Source organism: Pedobacter steynii (genome assembly GCF_900103665.1).
In the GTDB taxonomy this organism is placed as follows: domain Bacteria; phylum Bacteroidota; class Bacteroidia; order Sphingobacteriales; family Sphingobacteriaceae; genus Pedobacter; species Pedobacter steynii.
In genome coordinates, this window is the sequence record NZ_FNGY01000006.1 from 313,440 (window position 1) to 330,963 (window position 17,524).

At 39.9% G+C, this 17,524-nt stretch carries 15 protein-coding genes and 1 tRNA gene; 10 read left to right on the forward strand and 6 right to left on the reverse strand.

Going from position 1 to position 17,524, the window contains the following annotated elements:
• Window positions 1–4 precede the first annotated feature (4 nt).
• The 6 genes from BLQ87_RS18225 to BLQ87_RS18250 all read left to right on the forward strand — a co-directional run bounded on the left by BLQ87_RS18225 (window position 5) and on the right by BLQ87_RS18250 (window position 5,106).
• Window positions 5–1,522 carry a GH3 auxin-responsive promoter family protein gene (locus tag BLQ87_RS18225; RefSeq protein ID WP_074609589.1) on the forward strand — a complete coding sequence of 506 codons (1,518 nt, stop codon included), beginning with the start codon at window positions 5–7 and terminating at the stop codon, window positions 1,520–1,522.
• 11 nt (window positions 1,523–1,533) lie between these two features.
• Entirely contained in the window at window positions 1,534–2,685 is a 1,152-nt protein-coding gene (locus BLQ87_RS18230; RefSeq protein ID WP_074609591.1) for a 1-deoxy-D-xylulose-5-phosphate reductoisomerase, read from the forward strand.
• 38 nt (window positions 2,686–2,723) lie between these two features.
• Window positions 2,724–4,058 (forward strand): RIP metalloprotease RseP, encoded by a 1,335-nt coding sequence (rseP, locus tag BLQ87_RS18235; RefSeq protein WP_074609593.1) that lies wholly within the window; start codon window positions 2,724–2,726, stop codon window positions 4,056–4,058.
• 5 nt (window positions 4,059–4,063) lie between these two features.
• On the forward strand, window positions 4,064–4,600 hold the full coding sequence (gene hscB, locus BLQ87_RS18240) for a Fe-S protein assembly co-chaperone HscB (RefSeq protein WP_074609595.1): 537 nt from the start codon (window positions 4,064–4,066) through the stop codon (window positions 4,598–4,600).
• A gap of 80 nt (window positions 4,601–4,680) precedes the next feature.
• Window positions 4,681–4,965, forward strand: coding sequence for a DUF3817 domain-containing protein (locus tag BLQ87_RS18245; protein ID WP_074609597.1), 285 nt, complete (start codon window positions 4,681–4,683; stop codon window positions 4,963–4,965).
• Between the two features lie 61 nt (window positions 4,966–5,026).
• Window positions 5,027–5,106, forward strand: a tRNA-Leu gene (locus tag BLQ87_RS18250).
• On the opposite strand, the gene BLQ87_RS34265 is transcribed toward BLQ87_RS18250, so the two are convergent.
• From BLQ87_RS34265 to BLQ87_RS18285, 6 genes are all read right to left on the reverse strand, one after another.
• Window positions 5,060–6,181, reverse strand: a complete 1,122-nt coding sequence (locus tag BLQ87_RS34265; RefSeq protein WP_394331833.1) for a recombinase family protein — start codon at window positions 6,179–6,181, stop codon at window positions 5,060–5,062. The genes BLQ87_RS18250 and BLQ87_RS34265 overlap by 47 nt on opposite strands.
• Window positions 6,156–6,443 (reverse strand): hypothetical protein, encoded by a 288-nt coding sequence (locus tag BLQ87_RS18265; RefSeq protein WP_074609599.1) that lies wholly within the window; start codon window positions 6,441–6,443, stop codon window positions 6,156–6,158. The genes BLQ87_RS34265 and BLQ87_RS18265 overlap by 26 nt, the downstream gene beginning before the upstream one ends.
• 30 nt (window positions 6,444–6,473) lie before the next feature.
• Window positions 6,474–7,553 carry an HNH endonuclease gene (locus tag BLQ87_RS18270; protein WP_074609601.1) on the reverse strand — a complete coding sequence of 360 codons (1,080 nt, stop codon included), beginning with the start codon at window positions 7,551–7,553 and terminating at the stop codon, window positions 6,474–6,476.
• Window positions 7,554–7,840: 287 nt separating this feature from the next.
• Entirely contained in the window at window positions 7,841–8,581 is a 741-nt protein-coding gene (locus BLQ87_RS18275; RefSeq protein WP_074609603.1) for a DUF6602 domain-containing protein, read from the reverse strand.
• A 26-nt stretch (window positions 8,582–8,607) separates the two neighbouring features.
• Window positions 8,608–10,953, reverse strand: a complete 2,346-nt coding sequence (locus BLQ87_RS18280; protein ID WP_074609605.1) for a YecA family protein — start codon at window positions 10,951–10,953, stop codon at window positions 8,608–8,610.
• 413 nt (window positions 10,954–11,366) lie between these two features.
• Window positions 11,367–12,224, reverse strand: a complete 858-nt coding sequence (locus BLQ87_RS18285) for an AraC family transcriptional regulator (protein ID WP_074609607.1) — start codon at window positions 12,222–12,224, stop codon at window positions 11,367–11,369.
• 153 nt (window positions 12,225–12,377) lie between these two features.
• On the opposite strand from BLQ87_RS18285, the gene BLQ87_RS18290 reads away from it, so the two are divergent.
• From BLQ87_RS18290 to BLQ87_RS18305, 4 genes are read left to right on the forward strand one after another with little or no spacing between them, the layout of a single operon-like run.
• Window positions 12,378–13,760, forward strand: coding sequence for a sugar porter family MFS transporter (locus BLQ87_RS18290; RefSeq protein ID WP_074609609.1), 1,383 nt, complete (start codon window positions 12,378–12,380; stop codon window positions 13,758–13,760).
• A gap of 14 nt (window positions 13,761–13,774) precedes the next feature.
• Window positions 13,775–14,653, forward strand: a complete 879-nt coding sequence (locus tag BLQ87_RS18295; protein ID WP_074609611.1) for a phytanoyl-CoA dioxygenase family protein — start codon at window positions 13,775–13,777, stop codon at window positions 14,651–14,653.
• Between the two features lie 5 nt (window positions 14,654–14,658).
• Window positions 14,659–15,519: a hypothetical protein gene (locus BLQ87_RS18300; RefSeq protein ID WP_074609614.1), complete on the forward strand. Its 861-nt coding sequence runs from the start codon at window positions 14,659–14,661 to the stop codon at window positions 15,517–15,519.
• Window positions 15,520–15,528: 9 nt separating this feature from the next.
• Complete coding sequence (locus tag BLQ87_RS18305; RefSeq protein WP_083361931.1) at window positions 15,529–17,493, forward strand: DUF1565 domain-containing protein; 1,965 nt, start codon at window positions 15,529–15,531, stop codon at window positions 17,491–17,493.
• Window positions 17,494–17,524: the final 31 nt, after the last annotated feature.

Consider the following 17,524-nt stretch of genomic DNA (forward strand, 5'->3'; position numbering starts at 1 on the left):
GTTTATGGGATTAAAAGCGGCATTAAGTAAACCCTTTGCTGCTCTTGTTGTTAAGGGCATCAATAAATGGAAAAAAAATGCAGTAGGTGCTCAGCAGACCATTCTGACACAGCTCATCAACTCCGCAAAGGATACTGCTTTTGGTAAAGATCATGGTTTCGGAAACATCCGTAATTATGAAGATTTTAAGAAGAACGTGCCCATCAGGGATTACGAAGGTTTGAGGTCTTATATCGACAGGGTGGTGGAAGGCGAAGCCGACGTGATGTGGAAAGGCAAACCGGAATACTTTGCCAAGACTTCAGGCACGACGTCCGGTGTTAAATACATTCCCATTTCTAAGGAATCTATGCCGGAACATATCAAAGCTGCCAGAAATGCCTTGTTAACTTATATCCATGAAACAGGCAAGGTCAGGTTCATCAATGGAAAAATGATCTTTTTGCAGGGAAGCCCGGTAATGCATAAAAAGAACGGCATCAATGTAGGTCGTTTATCCGGTATCGTTGCCCATCTTGTTCCTAAATATTTACAAAAAAACCGTTTACCTTCTTATGAAACCAATTGTATTGAAGATTGGGAAGAAAAGGTAGATGCGATTGTTTCAGAAACTTTTCATCAGAACATGACTTTGATCTCGGGGATTCCACCCTGGGTGCAAATGTATTTTGATAAGCTTGCTGAAAAATCGGGGGGAAAGAAGATCAAGGATATCTTTCCTGAATTTAGCCTTTTCGTTTATGGTGGGGTAAATTATGAACCTTACCGTGCGAAGATTGAAGAAAGCATAGGAAGGAAGATTGATGCAATTGAAACTTATCCAGCCTCAGAAGGGTTTATTGCTTATCAGGACAGTCAGCAGGACAAAAGCTTATTGTTATTGGCAAAAGCAGGAATGTTTTACGAGTTTATTCCCGCAGATGAATATTATAATGAAAACCCGACGCGTTTAAGTCTGGCGGAAGTAGAATTGGAGCAGAACTATGCTTTGATTCTGAATACGAATGCCGGATTATGGGGCTATAGCATTGGCGACACGGTGAAGTTTGTTTCCAAAAATCCTTATAAGATTATGGTAACGGGCAGAATCAAGCATTTCATCTCTGCTTTTGGAGAACATGTGATCGGGGAGGAAGTGGAACATGCGCTTTTATCCGTGGCCAATGAAGAAGGTGTAGGTATCACCGAATTTACTGTTGCTCCGCAAGTGAGTACCCCACAGGGGGAATTGCCTTACCATGAGTGGTTTGTAGAGTTCTCGGCCGCGCCAAAAGACCTTTTGGCTTTTAGTAAAAAGGTAGATAAGGCTTTGCAAAAGAAGAATATTTACTATTTTGACCTCATTGAAGGAAAAATACTGCAACCTTTAATCATTCGTTCCCTTCAAAAAGACGCATTTGTAATCTATATGAGGGGACAAGGTAAGCTCGGCGGACAAAATAAAGTTCCCCGTTTATCAAATGACAGGAAGATTGCAGATGATTTAAGTAGTTTTACAATTCGTCATAGGGACGAACAATAAGAAAGATCTAATTGAAAAATATAGCTATACTAGGTGCTACGGGTTCTGTAGGAACTCAGGCCTTAGCTGTAATCCTGGCAAATCCGGGATTATACAAGGTTTCAGCGCTGACCGCTCAATCGAATGCCACATTATTAATCAGTCAGGCGTTAACGTTCCTGCCGGATTTGGTGGTGATCGGTGATGAAAATCAATATCAGGCGGTAAAAACTGCACTGGCAGGAACTGCAATCCGTGTCTTGGTAGGAGAAGAGGCTTTGTGTGAAGCCGCATCTTTAGCCCAGGTAGATATGGTGCTGACTGCCATAGTAGGTTCCGTAGGTCTTCGGCCAACCATTGCCGCTATAGAAGCAGGAAAAGAGATCGCCCTTGCGAACAAGGAAACACTTGTCGTAGCCGGTGATCTGATTACCCGCCTGGCCAAAAAACATGGGGTGAGCATCATTCCGGTAGATTCTGAACATTCTGCGATTTTCCAATGTCTGGTAGGCGAGGGGAATGACGCTATAGAAAAGATTTACCTGACGGCATCCGGAGGTCCTTTCAGAGGGAAAGACCGGGAATTTCTGGCGAATGTGACCAAAGTTCAGGCCCTGAAACACCCGAACTGGGTGATGGGTGCCAAGATCACTATTGATTCTGCTTCCCTAATGAACAAGGGACTGGAAGTGATCGAAGCCAAATGGCTGTTTGACCTGGAGGCCGATCAGATTGATGTGATCGTACATCCCCAATCGATCATCCATTCCATCGCACAATTTAAAGATGGGTCTATGAAAGCCCAAATGGGCGTTCCGGACATGAGATTGCCGATTCATTACGCTTTGGCCTATCCTCATAGAATAAGCACGGACTTTAAGCGTTTTAACTTTCTGGACTATCCTGAACTTAGCTTTTATAAAGCAGACAATGATACTTTTAGAAACCTTGACCTGGCCTATGCTGCCTTACGTAAAGGTGGAAACATGCCTTGCATCATTAATGCCGCAAATGAGGTGGTGGTCAATGCCTTTTTACAGGATCAGATCGGCTTTTTACAGATGAGTGATGTGATTGAACAGTGTATGGAAGAGATTACATTTATTGATGAACCAGGCCTGAATAATTATTTAGAAACGGATCATCATACGCGTATATTTGCCAACCAATTAGTAACAAAATAGAATTTTAACAATCAAAATAAAAACATTTAATATAAGATATGAGCGGATTGATTATGGCTGCCCAGTTACTTCTGGGGTTATCGATACTGGTAATTTTACACGAATTAGGACATTTTCTGGCGGCACGTGCCTTTGGGATTAAAGTAGAGAAGTTTTATTTATTTTTTGATGCCTGGGGTGTCAAATTGTTTAGTTTCAAACGTGGTGATTGTGAATACGGAATAGGATGGTTGCCGCTTGGTGGTTATGTGAAAATTGCAGGAATGATCGATGAATCGATGGATACCGAGGCGATGAAACAGCCGGCACAACCTTGGGAATTCAGGTCTAAACCAGCTTGGCAACGCTTAATCGTGATGCTGGGCGGGGTGGTCGTAAACATTGTAGTGGGTATTTTCATCTTCTGGATGATGACTTTCAAATATGGGGAAACCTATATTCCAAACAGCTCGGTTCTTAACGGAATTAATCCTGGAGTGATTGGTAAAGAAATAGGTCTGCAAAGAGGAGATAGGGTGATTGCCGTAAACGGTAAGAAAGTGATCCGCTTTGAGGAACTGATCAGCTCGAAAGTATTGTTGGGTAACACGACGCTGACGGTTGTTCGTGGCAAGAAAACATTAGACGTTAAAGTTCCTGATAATATCCTGAACAAGGTTTCTGATCTTGGAATTGAAGAATTTATCAGCAGGGCTCCTTTATTGAGTACTACGGTAGATAGCATTATTGCTGGAAAGGCTGCAGCTAAAGCCGGATTGCTAAAAGGGGATCAGATTCTGGCAGTAAACAATGTTCCGGTGAAGTCAAATGTGGACCTTAGGGAACAGGTGGAGAAATTCAAAGGAAAAACAGCAGATTTTACGGTGAACCGTGCCGGAAAAACAATAGACTATAAGATTCCTGTCGATACTGCAGGTACGATCGGTTTTGCGTTCAATATCAATGAGATTAAACAGGAAACGATTAAATACGGTTTCTTTGCGGCCTTACCGATCGGTGTTGACCAGGCGTGGAAAACATTTAGCGACAATGGTAAAGGAATCTGGAAGGTATTAACCGGAAAGATTAAAGCAAATAAAGCATTTTCAGGTCCTGTGGAGATCGCACGTAAAGTTTACGGTGGAGAGTGGATCTGGGCAAGATTCTGGGCTTCTACGGGCTTTATTTCGATTGCATTGGCATTTATGAACTTGCTGCCTATTCCTGCTTTAGATGGTGGACATGTGATCTTCCTGTTGATAGAAATGGTGAAAGGAAAACCACTTAGTGATAAATTCCTGGAGCGTGCACAAATCGTAGGCTTCGTGATGTTACTGGCATTGATGGTGTTTGTATTGGGGAATGACCTCTTCAAGGTCTTCTTCAAACCATAAAGGATATGATAGATTACTTTGAGTTTTACGGATTGCCGGTAAGCTTTAATCCAGACGCAGGTTTGGTGAAAAAGAAGTTCTATGAGCTGAGCAAAAAGTATCATCCTGATTTTTACATCAACGAAACAGAAGATAAACAGGAAGAAGTACTGGAGCTGAGCACGGTTAACAATAAAGCCTACCAGGTATTGAGTGATCCACAGAAAAGGTTACACTATATCCTGGAACTGAAAGGCCAGCTGACAGAAGGGGAGAACTATAAGCTTCCTCAGGATTTCCTGATGGAGATGATGGATGTGAATGAAGCACTGATGGATTTACAGTTTGATCCGGATGCAACGCGTTTAGCGGGCTTGAAGATTGAGGTGGATGGAATAGAAAGCGGTTTAAGTGACAGAATCGCTGCCCTGACGGCTTCATTTGAATCAGCGGATACTTCTGGTCAGGTTAGTCTGCTGATTGCTATAAAGGATTTATATTACCGAAATAAGTACTTATACCGGATCCGGGAAAGTATCAATAAGGCCGAATCGGCCGCTTAGGTGTTAAAGCATTGTAAAAAAGCTGATTTCGGCTTTTTTACAATGCTTGTTTGAGGTACTTTTGCCATCAAATCACTTATATGACTACATTATCCATTTTTAGAAAAGTTGCTGTTGCTGAAGGGATCTCTTATCTCTTGCTATTGTTTGTCGCAATGCCATTGAAGTATTGGGCAGGAATGCCACTCGCTGTAAAATATACCGGCTGGGCTCATGGTTTGCTATTTGTAATGTATATCGTGATCCTGATTATGGCATGGCAGGAATATAAATGGAAGTTTACTAAGACTGCAATGATTGGAGCGGCTTCATTGCTTCCTTTTGCACCGTTTATCGTAGATAAAAAGCTAAAGGAAGAAAATTAAAAATAATTGTTGCTAATTAGGATTGTGTTTTATACATTTGCAACCCGCTAACAAAGCAAATGCCCAGCTGGCGGAATTGGTAGACGCGCTGGTCTCAAACACCTGTGGGAAACCGTGCCGGTTCGACTCCGGCGCTGGGTACTAAACCGGAGTTCAAGTTTTCAAAAAACTTAGCTCCGGTTTTTTTATGACGTAACTTGTTGTTAATGTGATAGATGAGAAGCGCCGCCTCATTCACTTTTGTGGTGTGATGTTCCTTGCCGTCAAAAACCCATTTTTCAGGAAAGATCACACCAGTGATGTACCTTTTGCCCTCTAAATTCGCCTCTGAATATAGTTTAGACAGGTTTTTTAGGTGTGATAATGCGTCGGTTGCCATCAATTCAATGTTTAGGCCATGTGAGACCTTATTTTCCAATTCTTTTAACTCCGCTTCGCACCTGATAATCGCCTCGTCACATTCACTTTTGATCAATTTATATTCATCACTAGTGAGGGTATCTGTTAAGAGTAATTCTCTCGCCTTTGTGCTACGGTTATTATTGTTTGTAATCACTTCTACAATCCTTCTGCGCTGGGATTGAAGAAATTTAGAATCGTCATTATAGGCATCACAGATAACCATTTCAAATAATTCAGCCATTCCTTTTCTTGGAATAAACCGCTTTAATTCCCTTTCAAATTGTTCATTTACAAAATCTGCTCTGAAACGCTGCTTGCAGGATATTTTGCAGTGATAGTAATAATAAAGTGCCCTTCGGCCCTTAGATGAACTACCAGTCATATTTCTGCCGCATAACGGGCAGGTTAAAAAACCTCTTAACGGATATACTTCCGGTGAAGAAGCGTTTGCACCACCATTTAGATAATTCCGTCGCCTGCCGTTAATAATGTCTTGTACCTTATAAAATAGGCTTTCAGGGATTAAAGGATCATGTATTCCCTCAGCAAGGTACATTTCTTCCTCTTTAAACTTCGGTACAATGATTTTACCACAATACACGGGATTTTTGATGGCTTCCCAAAAACTGGTTCTGGCACATCTCAGCGCCCTTTCTTTGGCCATCATCCAGACGTGTTCGGTTGCGAAAGTCCCCTTCGCAAGATGCTCAAACGCCCATTTCATATGAGTGGCCTCTGGTTCATCAAAAGCGATATACTTGTGTTTGCCATCTTCAGTGATCCTGTTTTTATAGCCAGGTAAAGCTTTGCCCATCGTCTACAGCCTCTCCGGTATTTGCACAGATATTTAGGAAATGACGAACCTTATTATAATTTTGATACTGACTTTTGATTTTAGGTATAAGGTCTGGGACTTGCACTGTTGCTACCTCATCTCCTTTTAGATTAAAAAAGAAACCAAAATGCATACTTACTGTTGCTGAAACTTGTAGCGAGTTATCAGTATAGGACATCGGTGGAGAGATAATTACAATTACAGGTTGTTGGGGAAATTCAGTTGGATGCAATAAATTCATATCTAAATATAAAGCTTTAAATTAAACAGCTTATTTCAAGCCTTCAGGTTTATCTCTGGCAAAAAGAATAGTAACAATTTCATTTGGATCAAATTTCTGATTACCAATCCTGCCCTGATCTATATTAACAGGAACACCTTGCTGAATTTTCTCCTTATCAAAATTAAGAGACATTTTCTTTACTTCACCCGCCTTTTTTTCGCATCCCGATAAATCTAAAATCTCATAATTCGCTCTACCGGACAAATTTTCTGTTGTAATTACGAAGGGTGGACACATGGGAATTTCCAATTTTTCCATTTCCAAAAGTTGCTTATCACCCTTTCTATAAGGTAAATGGAGCTGTAGACAAGAATCCTGATAGTATAATTGGAATATATGAGTTGGCAGGTCAGAGTTAACTTTTTTTTTCCTAAACAAAATACAGTAGGGAGTGGCTACCTCACCGCCTATTTGACTTCTAAAAACTTGGGTTGCATGGAAAGAAAAGTGATTGGTATTTAAACCCTTCATTATGAAGGCAAGTGCTAATCCATAATTTATAAACTCACTTTCAGACATTCTAGTCAACGCAATTTTTAACAAACTTTTATAAACATTTATTGGGATATATGAATTGCCTTTAACTTGCACTTCGATTTTTCCAGTATCGGTGAGGCTTGTAATTAGTCCTGGCATTTTTGCGGAAATTTCAACTGCTTCATTTCCATAAATTTCACTTGCCCTTGCTTCCATTGAACCATCTGGAGCCTTAAATGTTGGTATCTTCTCTTTACCTAAAGAATAAATACTTCTATTGACCCCTAGGAAGTCGGCCGTACTTGTTTCAAATTTGGAGAAGTGATTATTACATTTGTCACACTCAAAGTCAGATATGCCAGCATTATTTCCAAACAGCCGTGATATTATATGAGGCTTGCTAACAAATGTCGTGTCTGGATGCTTTTTGCCACAAAACCGACAGATCATTTCTGATCGTTTTTTTAGTTTTCCTCTATTTCTTGGGTCTTTTGGCGCAATATATATGTCTAGAACCTCATACTCTTTAAAGAAAGCATCACAGTGGGTATGATTGCCCTCATAAGTTCGGAATTGAATTTTTCGCTGCATTGAATTTTGAGTGTAACTATTCTATTAAGATAACAATAAATACTGTGTCTGAACTGGCTTCTAAAGCTACCTTTCACGCCACTGGTTGGTTCTTTAATGATAATACATAGTTGGGATGAAAATGGTATCGCTAAGTGCAAATTCCAATAATGGATTAGTATGGAGCAGAAAATGATATCAGGTAAAATGCGGAATCGGCGGCCATATTCATTCAAATACCCGACCAGTCTCGGCGAAATACCCAGCTAAATGATTCAAAAACATGCATGAATTTGAATAGGATCGAATTAAAATTCAGCAATTTTCTGATGTTCCTTGTCAAGGGCAAACCAGATAAAATTATTGTCGGCAACTGATCTGCCTGCAAGTGTGTCGACTAAGTTTGATATGAAAAATGAAAAGGATAGGTCTGGGATGTTGTAGACGGAATGCGGATTTGCATCATTAGGCCAGTATTTTACAAAAAAGTCCTTATTGAAGGATATATGGTTTACTTTAAATCGGCTATAATGTTGATCATTCTGAAAACTATTGTTTCCTTGTTCGATGCTATTTCTTATACGGTTGAGGGTAGGGTTCATAGATTGATAAGAAAATATACCATTAAAAAATAGATCCTCTTTATTGGTCTTACCTTCGAAAATAAATTTGCCTTTTTCGTTGGCAGCATTAATCACTGTTCTTGCGTTCTGATTTTGTATATCGGCTTTAACTTCGATTATTGCCCGAACACTATCAGGAGTTGCAATAACAAAATCTCCTTCTTTAAAAATTATTGGGCTTTCATTATCATATATCATCAGATCAATCTGACGAGAGGCCTGGTGTTGTCCGTAATCTTGCATCGGACGGATTACGAAGCCAGAAGCAATCTTATATTTCTCAGGCAGAAATCTGTTTATCATATTTTTTAGAACTGCCTCCTTGTACCGTCCATCTTCTCCATGATGATTAATCAAATTCCTAACATTATTGTTAGTTGCAATAAGTTGGCGTGTGGTGTTTTTATGATATTCTAATAAACTCATAGTTAAGGTTGATTACATTGATTTGATTAGTTTTTAGTTGGTTCGGAAAAAATTCTTGCACCACAGCATTTTTTATATTTCTTTCCGCTTTTACATGGACAGGGTTCGTTCCTGCCAATCTTCGCATGATTTCCAACTGGTATTTTAAATCCTGGGTTGCTCGTGCCGAAAAAACTATTGCATTCTGCTTCTAATTTCTGATCATAAATCCAGGGTTCATCAAGGTATATAATGTAGTCTACGAGGTTGGGACTTCTGGTAAACGTTCCTAATCCCAGCCATGCATTACATTTTGATTTGTATTTCCTCAAAACGGAGTAGACTTCTGTTACAGTTTCCAGTTCTTCGGGATTTTCCGTTTCGGTAACGACGTAGGTTAGGCCGAAGTCTGGAGCAGCTGGGTAGGCAAGTGACTTTCGCGTATTTTCTTTGATGGCCTTTTGTTTATAAGAGATCATATTTTTCACAATGTCTTCCTGCGCAGTGCCCGAGAAGTCCATGAGGCTGAAAATGATGTCGGTAACGTTTTCGTGCCTGCTATGTTTGATGTTATTTAACAATAGATCAAAATTTTCTGGTTTCCATCGGTTGAGAATGGGATCATTTTTTTCAGAGACAAGGTGGGATAGACCAGTTTTGTATGGATAATAGTTGCGGTCTATATTTGCTCCAAAATCGGTGTCCAGCATTCCCCCGTCGTAATTATCCATTTTCCAAAGTTTGTGCCTAAGGTGGTATCCCAGGAACACCAGTTCTTCTGCTGCATGAAAATAATCTAACAGGTTGATCCGCTGACGGACGTAATATAGAAAGTCATAGGGATCAGGTAGGTAGTGAGCAAGTAATTCGAGGTCAAAGATGGAAATGAATAGCGGGGCAGGCCCTTTTTCTTCCTTATCTAGCATCATATGAACTTGGTGCACAAGGGATGGATAGTTTTCTGTAGTCAACCCCATGATATATACTTCATTGATCTCCCTATTCAGTTGGGGAATATCCTTTCCGTTTTCGTCAAGAAATCGGACTTTTTTGTCCAGTATGCTTTGCCGGGAAACCACGCCCTGATCATAGGCATCCTGAATAGCACCTTTGAAATCTTTTGAAAGCTGTTCAAAGTTTCCTCGTTTTGCCATTAAGGTCATCTTTTTTGATTTGACCTGTACGCATAGGGCTTTGTTCCCTAGTAAACATAAAACATCTATATCGGTTTCAGTCTGACCTTTTTTTGCACTGAGCAGGACGGATTTAAAAGTGTTTTCTTTTCCAAAAACTTTGCACAGAAACTCAAATGCCATTTCTTCGCCCACGTCTCCACGGTGTTTGGACAGTTGAGGCCGGTATTGACTGTCATCCCACATCCAGTAAAACGGACTTTCATAAACTGATTCTGCAACCAGGTAATTGATAGGAACAAAGTACCGCTCCTGGTCTAATTGAATAAGCGGGCGTGAATTCATAATGTTATAGTGACCAGGCCCCTCGTAGCCAGTATTGCAATCTGCTGAAAATGAAAAATTTGTAAAAAACTCCACAAGGCCATTCTGGTCTTCAAAATCACTTTTCTTAACCGTAAACAGCTCCAACAAATTGCGGTAAAACTGCTGCCAGTCTTCGGTATTGTTTTTCTTTGAACGGTCAGGCATCGGGAACAATTGCTGGTATTGGTAGAAGTTAAGCGCAATGAACTGTTCACGTTCAATCTTTTTAAAGCCTTCTTTAGAATAAAGCTTGGTTAATTTTTTCTTTGTTTTCTGAATGATGCCAGGAAAAGTCTCTTTCAGATCAAACAGATTGACTTGTTTGGATTTTTCATTCAGAATTTGCTTTATTTTGTTTACAACCTTAACAACTTGCTCAATCTCAAATCCTTTGTTTTTAGTCAGCCATTCAAGGTCATATTTGTATTTTGGTTCTAGATATTCCAGATACTGAAAATCATAAACGCCGTCTCCTGCATAAAAAGTCGGCTCTATTATTCCGCCGTCTTTCACGAAAAAATCCACCTTATCCTCTAGATGGATCGGAAGCTCCTGGCCGTTTTCCGTTAGTTCCATCATTTCACGCAGCTTGCTGAACTGCGGAGCACTAAAGGACATTTGAAGTTCTTGTGCCAGTTCATAAGTATTCTCCTTCATTGCAATTACTTCTTCGGGTGATTTGGGAAAGTTTAGATTCAACGACCGCTGAACCAAAAAGCCGATTATCAGCGAGCATTCCTTAACGCTTAGCTTGGAACGGGGGTCTACTAGGTGAATTTTGTCCAGGTTATGGTGGAAGTCTTCGAAAAGGATTAGGCACAATGCGTAGATGTATCCATCAGTATGAATCAATGCCTTTAAATCAACAAGTACTTGATCAGTAGTTCTTATCATATGTGAGCTTAATTTAGTCAAATATAACTATTTCGGCCCAAAACGATATCGGCGTGGCTAATCACCCCTAGTAGTGATATTGCTCCACTTGGAGTATAAAAAACATCACTACTAGGGTTGACTAAAAATAACGCTTTAGCGATTTTTTGAGTCATAAAATTTCAAGCCAGCTTCTTGCCAAACGATTGAAAGAGGACGCTTTTGCTCTCTTGATCTGTATACTTTCTTTGATACTTCCGCTTAAAATCACGTCCAAGATTGGTACTTTCTAAAAACTCATTCATAGAAGCCAATTCAGCTAGATCATTCAAAAACGAGTGTGAATTCAGGACGGGTTCGAGTACAGATCCCTCTTTACGAAAGTAGAGAGGGATTTTTGGTTTTAGCAGGTTTTGGAGGTTCCTTTAATGCCCTCAATTATTGATGTGCCTGAAGTACCAAAGCCTGTATTGCAACGGCGTAGTTTTTTTTATTTTTAAAAACTGCTTATGGAAATTGGCCATGGTATTGTAACCGCTATCAAAACATATATCCAAAACCGTCTTTTTTGTTTCCACAAGGGATGTACAAGCGTATCCGATTCTTATTTCGTTCAAAAAATTGATATATGTTTTTTTAGTACTTTTCTTAAAATAGTTACAAAATGCCGGTATACTCATAGATGCGATATCCGCTACCTGGGAAAGTGAAATTGACTCCTTAAAAGAATCGATGGTAAATTGAAAGATGCGGTCGATACATTCCTTATCCTTATTGTTCATTTGTTTTACGTCTAGCGTCGAAATTTCGACGTATTCTTTGCTTGTTGCTATAATTTCAAGGCATTGGCCGAGGATCAGGATGCGTTGAAAACCGATGGCTGTTTCGAGATTGCTGATCAGCGGAAAAAGCAATTGTCGGCTGTCGCCCGTTATCTTTAAACCAGATAATGAAGTCAGAAGTAGTTTCTTAATATATCGGCTTTCCGGTATATTTAATATTTCAGTGCCCCAGAAATCTTCCCGGAACTGAACCACCATTGCACTTGTGATCAATTCAGGGTCTCTTTTTTGAAATGTATGCGGAAGATTACTTCCCAAAAAATAAATGTCACCAGTTTCAAATTCGCCAACATGATTGCCAACAAAGCTCAGTCCTGAGCCTTGAGTAAATAAGATGAGCTCGTATTCAATATGTTGGTGCCAACCGACTTCAAAATTTGGTGTTTTAAAAGTCTTGGCAACAAACGAAGTGTTTTCGTTCAGTGTTAGTTTTTGAATGAATGGCTTCATGAGTTGACGATATTTTGTTTTTCCTGTTGTAAGTTAAGGGATTTTGAATTTTTTTATTAAAATAGTTTTCTTTTTTGATATGAAAGTGTAAGATAGAAAAATCAGAAAGGGTTAATTTAGTGTCTTGACAAACGACACATCAATCTGGTTAATATGGCTATTGGATTCTCTTTAACAACATCAAAGCAACTCATACCGAAAGCAGAAGCAATAAACACAAGGTTTATTATCATGATCAGCATGGTGGCTGCACTAGGTGGTCTCTTATTTGGGTTTGACACGGCAATTATCTCAGGTGCTATTCCCTATATTACATCTTATTTTGGACTGGATGGATTTTCGCTGGGTTGGGCGGTCAGTTCAATACTGATTGGTTGTGCTGTGGGGGCGATGCTGGCAGGTCTGCTGGCTGATAAATGTGGGAGACGAATGACACTTATTATGTGTGCGATATTGTTCGCCCTTTCCGGTCTGGGATCAGGTTTGTCTTCAGATTTTACTTTGTTCGTCATTTTTCGTTTGATCGGTGGGCTGGGTGTAGGTGCTGCGGCAATGATTTCCCCAATGTATATTGCTGAAACTGCACCTGCTTCTCTACGGGGGAGATTGGTGGCATTATACCAGCTGGCTATTGTTCTTGGTATATTGCTGGCCTATTTTTCCAATTATCTTTTTGATGGGTTTGGTGAGCACAACTGGCGGTATATGTTTATATCACAAATTGTTCCTTCTTTTTTGTTCCTGGCATTGCTGTTAGTTGTTCCTGAAACGCCACGTTGGCTGGTTAAAAATGGTCTTAAAGAGGATGCATTATTGATATTGACAAAAATATCGGGTAGTACGGCCGCTAATACGGAAATTGAAGAAATTGAAAATACTTTTAAACATGAAAAAGGTTCAAGCCTGAAAGTATTATTTAGCCGCGCATATCGTCCTGTATTATTCATAGGGATATTTATTGCCGTTTTTCAGCAAATCACAGGTATCAATTCCATTCTTTATTATGCGCCAGTAATATTTAAAGAAACAGGTCTGAGTACCGCATCTTCTATGTTGCAAACCATTGGTATTGGTGTCGTAAATGTAATATCAACTTTTATAGCTATCGGCTTAGTGGATAAGGTAGGTAGAAAAATATTTCTGTTAAGTGGATGTGTATTAATGGGGTTGTCTTTAACGGCTATTTCATTTTGTTTTCATTTCCGGTATTTTGATAATTATGTGGTGCTCGGGTTTATGCTGATGTATGTAGGAGCATTCGGATGTACACTTGGTGCTGTTACCTGGGTATACCTTTCAGAAATATTTCCCAACCGGGTACGGGGCATCGCAATGTCGGTTGCAACGCTCGCATTATGGCTTGCAGATTTCATCGTGACCTATACTTTTCCGGTAATGACCAGGGAACTTGGCACCTCAAATACGCTATTTTGTTATGCTGCTTTTTGTCTGATTGCCTTTATATATATGTTTTTTAGACTACCGGAAACAAAAGGCAAGTCATTGGAAGAAATAGAATCCATTTTTATTAAATAATTAAAATCATTCACATGAGTTTTGAACAGGCATATATAGCGGGCGGAAAAGTATCACCTGCTAACATCAAATTTTATAAGGAGTCTGGTTATCTTGTTGCAGAGCAACTGTTGAGCAGTGACGAAATTGATGAGCTGAAAATAGAAACAGTAGAGATATTTAAGGGGAACCGCGGGCATGTGGATGGAATGGTCGATCCGGAGAATTTAACAAATGATGAGATACTTAAAAAATATGTAGCGATACATTTTCCACATAAAATATCCGAAGTGATTAAAACATATTTGAATCATGAAAAGGTGGTTGATATACTTACAAAGATTGTAAGTCCAAACGTAAAATGCATGCAATCTATGTTGTTTGTAAAAGCTCCGGGGAAAGCTGGTCAGGCTTGGCACCAGGATGAGTATTACATTCCTACCCGAGATAAATCTTTAATAGGTGTCTGGATTGCGATCGATAATGCTACCATTGAAAATGGTTGTTTGTGGATAGTCCCGGGATCAAACAAACCTGGGTATATTATGAAAAGGGTGCCGAATAGCAGTAAGGAATATGCCGATGTGGATACCGTTGACGTATCAGGCTTTACAAAGGAAAATATCATTCCTGTTGAAGTTAAAAGTGGCTCAGTTGTTTTTTTTAATGGATATACTTTGCACAGTTCTTTGAAAAATAAGACGACGGATTGTTTTCGTACCGCATTGGTTAATCACTATATGACTGCGGAATCTATGTTGCCATGGGATCAGGATGGTAAATTTGAACCCACAGAGGATCTAAGGGATATTATGATGGTTTCTGGCGAAGACCCTTACGCCTATAAAGGTGTTTTGGATAAGAATAAGCCCTATTTACGACCGGAAACTTTGAAAATTAAAACAACTGAATAGCTGATATGGAACTGAATTTTTTTTGTCCGCGTTGGGGAACTGAACATATCAAGCTGAACGAGTTCTTCAAACAAGCTAAATTGCAGGGATATGATGGTATAGAATATGCCATCCCGGGTGATTTACCTATCTCAATGATTGATGAGATTTTTAACCTGGCTGCGAAGGAAGATCTGTTATTAATAGTCCAACATTATGATACCAATGAGACAGATTACCACAAGCATGGTGATATTTATAACTCCTGGCTATGGAAAATGAAGGATTACAAACCGCTTAAAATTAATTCGCAGACCGGGAAGGATTTTTTTACCTTCCGGGAGAACGCCTCTTTGATTAATGCAGCGCGGAAATTCAGTCAGGATACAGGCATTAAGGTGTATCATGAAACCCATCGGAATAAATTCTCATTCGCAGCACATATTACCAAAGAGTATTTGCTTAATATCCCTGATTTGCAAATTACGTTGGATGCCTCACATTGGGTCTGCGTAGCTGAATCATTTTTAGAAAATCAGCAGGACGCTATGCAATTGGCCATTGAAAGAACAGAACATATTCATGCGAGGGTGGGCTATGAAGAAGGCCCACAGGTACCTGATCCACGAGTTCCTGAATGGCAGCACGCATTAAATGTCCATTTGAGCTGGTGGGATAAGGTGGCGGAACGTAAAAGGCGGGAAGGTGCAGATGCGATGCTAACCATAACACCTGAGTTTGGGCCATTTCCCTATATGGTTTCAATGCCGTTTACCCAACAGCCCATTACTAATCAATGGGAAGTAAATGCATATATGATGCAAATATTGAGAGAAAGGTATTGCTCAGGATTTCAGCATCATGATATACAAGGGAAAAAGATTTAAATAAGAGGAATGGAAACTAATGTAATCTCAGTGTTTTTAAAAAGAAACTATACAAAAAATAAGATGGTATTGAAAAAGCTTAAATTATTGACTTTAGTCGTATTGGCCTCTATGGCTGTCTCTGCTAAGGAATATCATGTATCTGTAAATGGTAATGATGCAAATGATGGAAGTCTGCCTAAGCCATTTAAAACGATTATGGCTGCGGCAAATGTGGCCATGCCGGGAGATGTGGTCACTGTTCATGCAGGTATATACCGGGAGCAGGTGACTCCTCCCCGCGGGGGCAATTCAGAACAGGAACGGATTGTTTACCAGGCAGCCAAAGGAGAGAAGGTTGAGGTTAAAGGTTCGGAAAGAATCCAAGGCTGGGAGAAAATTGGAAATGATGTCTGGGAAGTGAAAATTCCGAACCGCTATTTCGGGAAATTTAATCCATACAGCGATTTAATTCGTGGCGATTGGTACTGGCCTCCGAAAGACAGTAAGTATCATACCGGGGCTGTATATCTGAATGGGGACTGGTTGATGGAAGCGCTCAAACAAGAGGATATCATGAAACCGACGGACGAAAAAAATCCACTCTGGTTTGCAACTGTTGATTCAAGCTTTACCACAATACGGGCACAGTTTAAAAATGTGAATCCTAATAACGAAAGAGTTGAAATCAATGTAAGACAGACTGTTTTTTATCCCGATAAGCCATTTATTAATTACATCACGATCCAGGGTTTTACCATGCAGCACGCGGCTACGAATTGGGCACCACCTACTGCGGAACAAATGGGGCTTATTGGCACCCACTGGAGTAAAGGATGGGTTATTGAGAATAATATAATACAGTATTCAAAATGTGTGGGCATAGCATTAGGTAAATATGGAGATAAATGGGATAATAACAACACCGAATCGGCAGAGGGATATGTAGGCACCATCAAGCGGGCGTTGGCATTTGGATGGAATAAAAGTAGTATAGGAGGGCATATTGTTCGTAATAACACCATCGCGTATTGTGAGCAGGCAGGCATAGTAGGCAGTATGGGTTGTGCATTTAGTACGGTTGAAGGCAATACTATTCATGATATTCATGTCAGAAAACTATTTGGTGGTGCAGAAATGGCTGGTATTAAATTTCATGGGGCTGTTGATGTACAAATCAATAACAATCATATCTTCAGTACCAATATGGGGATTTGGCTCGATTGGATGGCGCAGGGCGTACAGGTAAAGAATAACCTGATGCACGGGAATGGACTGGATGTTTTCTTAGAAGTAAATCATGGGCCAATGCTGGTGAGTAACAATATATTACTTTCCAAAACCAATTTGCTGATGAACTCCAGTGGTGCTGTATTCGCACACAATATCTTTGGTGGCAATATGAATGTGGTTTCCTATGACAACAGGTTAACGCCATATCTCAAACCACATTCTACTTTTATGGCAGGGTTACATGACAATCCTGGTGGCGATGTTCAATTTGTAAATAATTTATTTGTAAATGGGGGCAATGCAGGTGAATACAAGAAAGCCATATTGCCAGTGACCTTTGATGGGAATGTTTATGTGAAGGGGGCTGTAAGGGCAGTTGCAGGAGATAAAAAAAGGAGCTTTGGCGAAATAAGCCCTGAAGCAAAAGAGAAACTTAAAAATGTGGCAGATAAAGATGCAGTAGAAATAAACTTTTTGGCGGAGGGGAATTTTGATGCTGGTGCAAAGTTGATCAGGGAAAAGGAAAAAATGTATCTTGAAATAACCCTTGACAAAAATTGGCAAACCAAACAAAAAAGAAAATTGGTCACAAGCCAGCTGTTGGGTAAAGTCATTATCCCCGATTTGCCATTCGAGAATCCAGATGGCTCCCGGCTAAGGATTGATACTGATTATTCTGGCAGGAAACGCAATATTCTCAATCCGTACCCCGGCCCCTTTGAAATATTGAAAAGTGGAGGGCAACGAATAAGAGTATGGTAACGCCATAATCCGGTGTCTTTCTTTTATCTTT

Coding starts and splice junctions, on each gene's coding strand:
- BLQ87_RS18290 (WP_074609609.1), top strand. CDS start 12,378: ATGGCTATTGGATTCTCTTTAACAACATCAAAGCAACTCATACCGAAA.
- hscB (WP_074609595.1), top strand. CDS start 4,064: ATGATAGATTACTTTGAGTTTTACGGATTGCCGGTAAGCTTTAATCCA.
- BLQ87_RS18265 (WP_074609599.1), bottom strand. CDS start 6,443: ATGAATTTATTGCATCCAACTGAATTTCCCCAACAACCTGTAATTGTA.
- BLQ87_RS18275 (WP_074609603.1), bottom strand. CDS start 8,581: ATGAGTTTATTAGAATATCATAAAAACACCACACGCCAACTTATTGCA.
- BLQ87_RS18270 (WP_074609601.1), bottom strand. CDS start 7,553: ATGCAGCGAAAAATTCAATTCCGAACTTATGAGGGCAATCATACCCAC.
- BLQ87_RS18300 (WP_074609614.1), top strand. CDS start 14,659: ATGGAACTGAATTTTTTTTGTCCGCGTTGGGGAACTGAACATATCAAG.
- BLQ87_RS34265 (WP_394331833.1), bottom strand. CDS start 6,181: ATGGGCAAAGCTTTACCTGGCTATAAAAACAGGATCACTGAAGATGGC.
- rseP (WP_074609593.1), top strand. CDS start 2,724: ATGAGCGGATTGATTATGGCTGCCCAGTTACTTCTGGGGTTATCGATA.
- BLQ87_RS18295 (WP_074609611.1), top strand. CDS start 13,775: ATGAGTTTTGAACAGGCATATATAGCGGGCGGAAAAGTATCACCTGCT.
- BLQ87_RS18245 (WP_074609597.1), top strand. CDS start 4,681: ATGACTACATTATCCATTTTTAGAAAAGTTGCTGTTGCTGAAGGGATC.
- BLQ87_RS18280 (WP_074609605.1), bottom strand. CDS start 10,953: ATGATAAGAACTACTGATCAAGTACTTGTTGATTTAAAGGCATTGATT.
- BLQ87_RS18305 (WP_083361931.1), top strand. CDS start 15,529: ATGGAAACTAATGTAATCTCAGTGTTTTTAAAAAGAAACTATACAAAA.
- BLQ87_RS18285 (WP_074609607.1), bottom strand. CDS start 12,224: ATGAAGCCATTCATTCAAAAACTAACACTGAACGAAAACACTTCGTTT.
- BLQ87_RS18225 (WP_074609589.1), top strand. CDS start 5: ATGGGATTAAAAGCGGCATTAAGTAAACCCTTTGCTGCTCTTGTTGTT.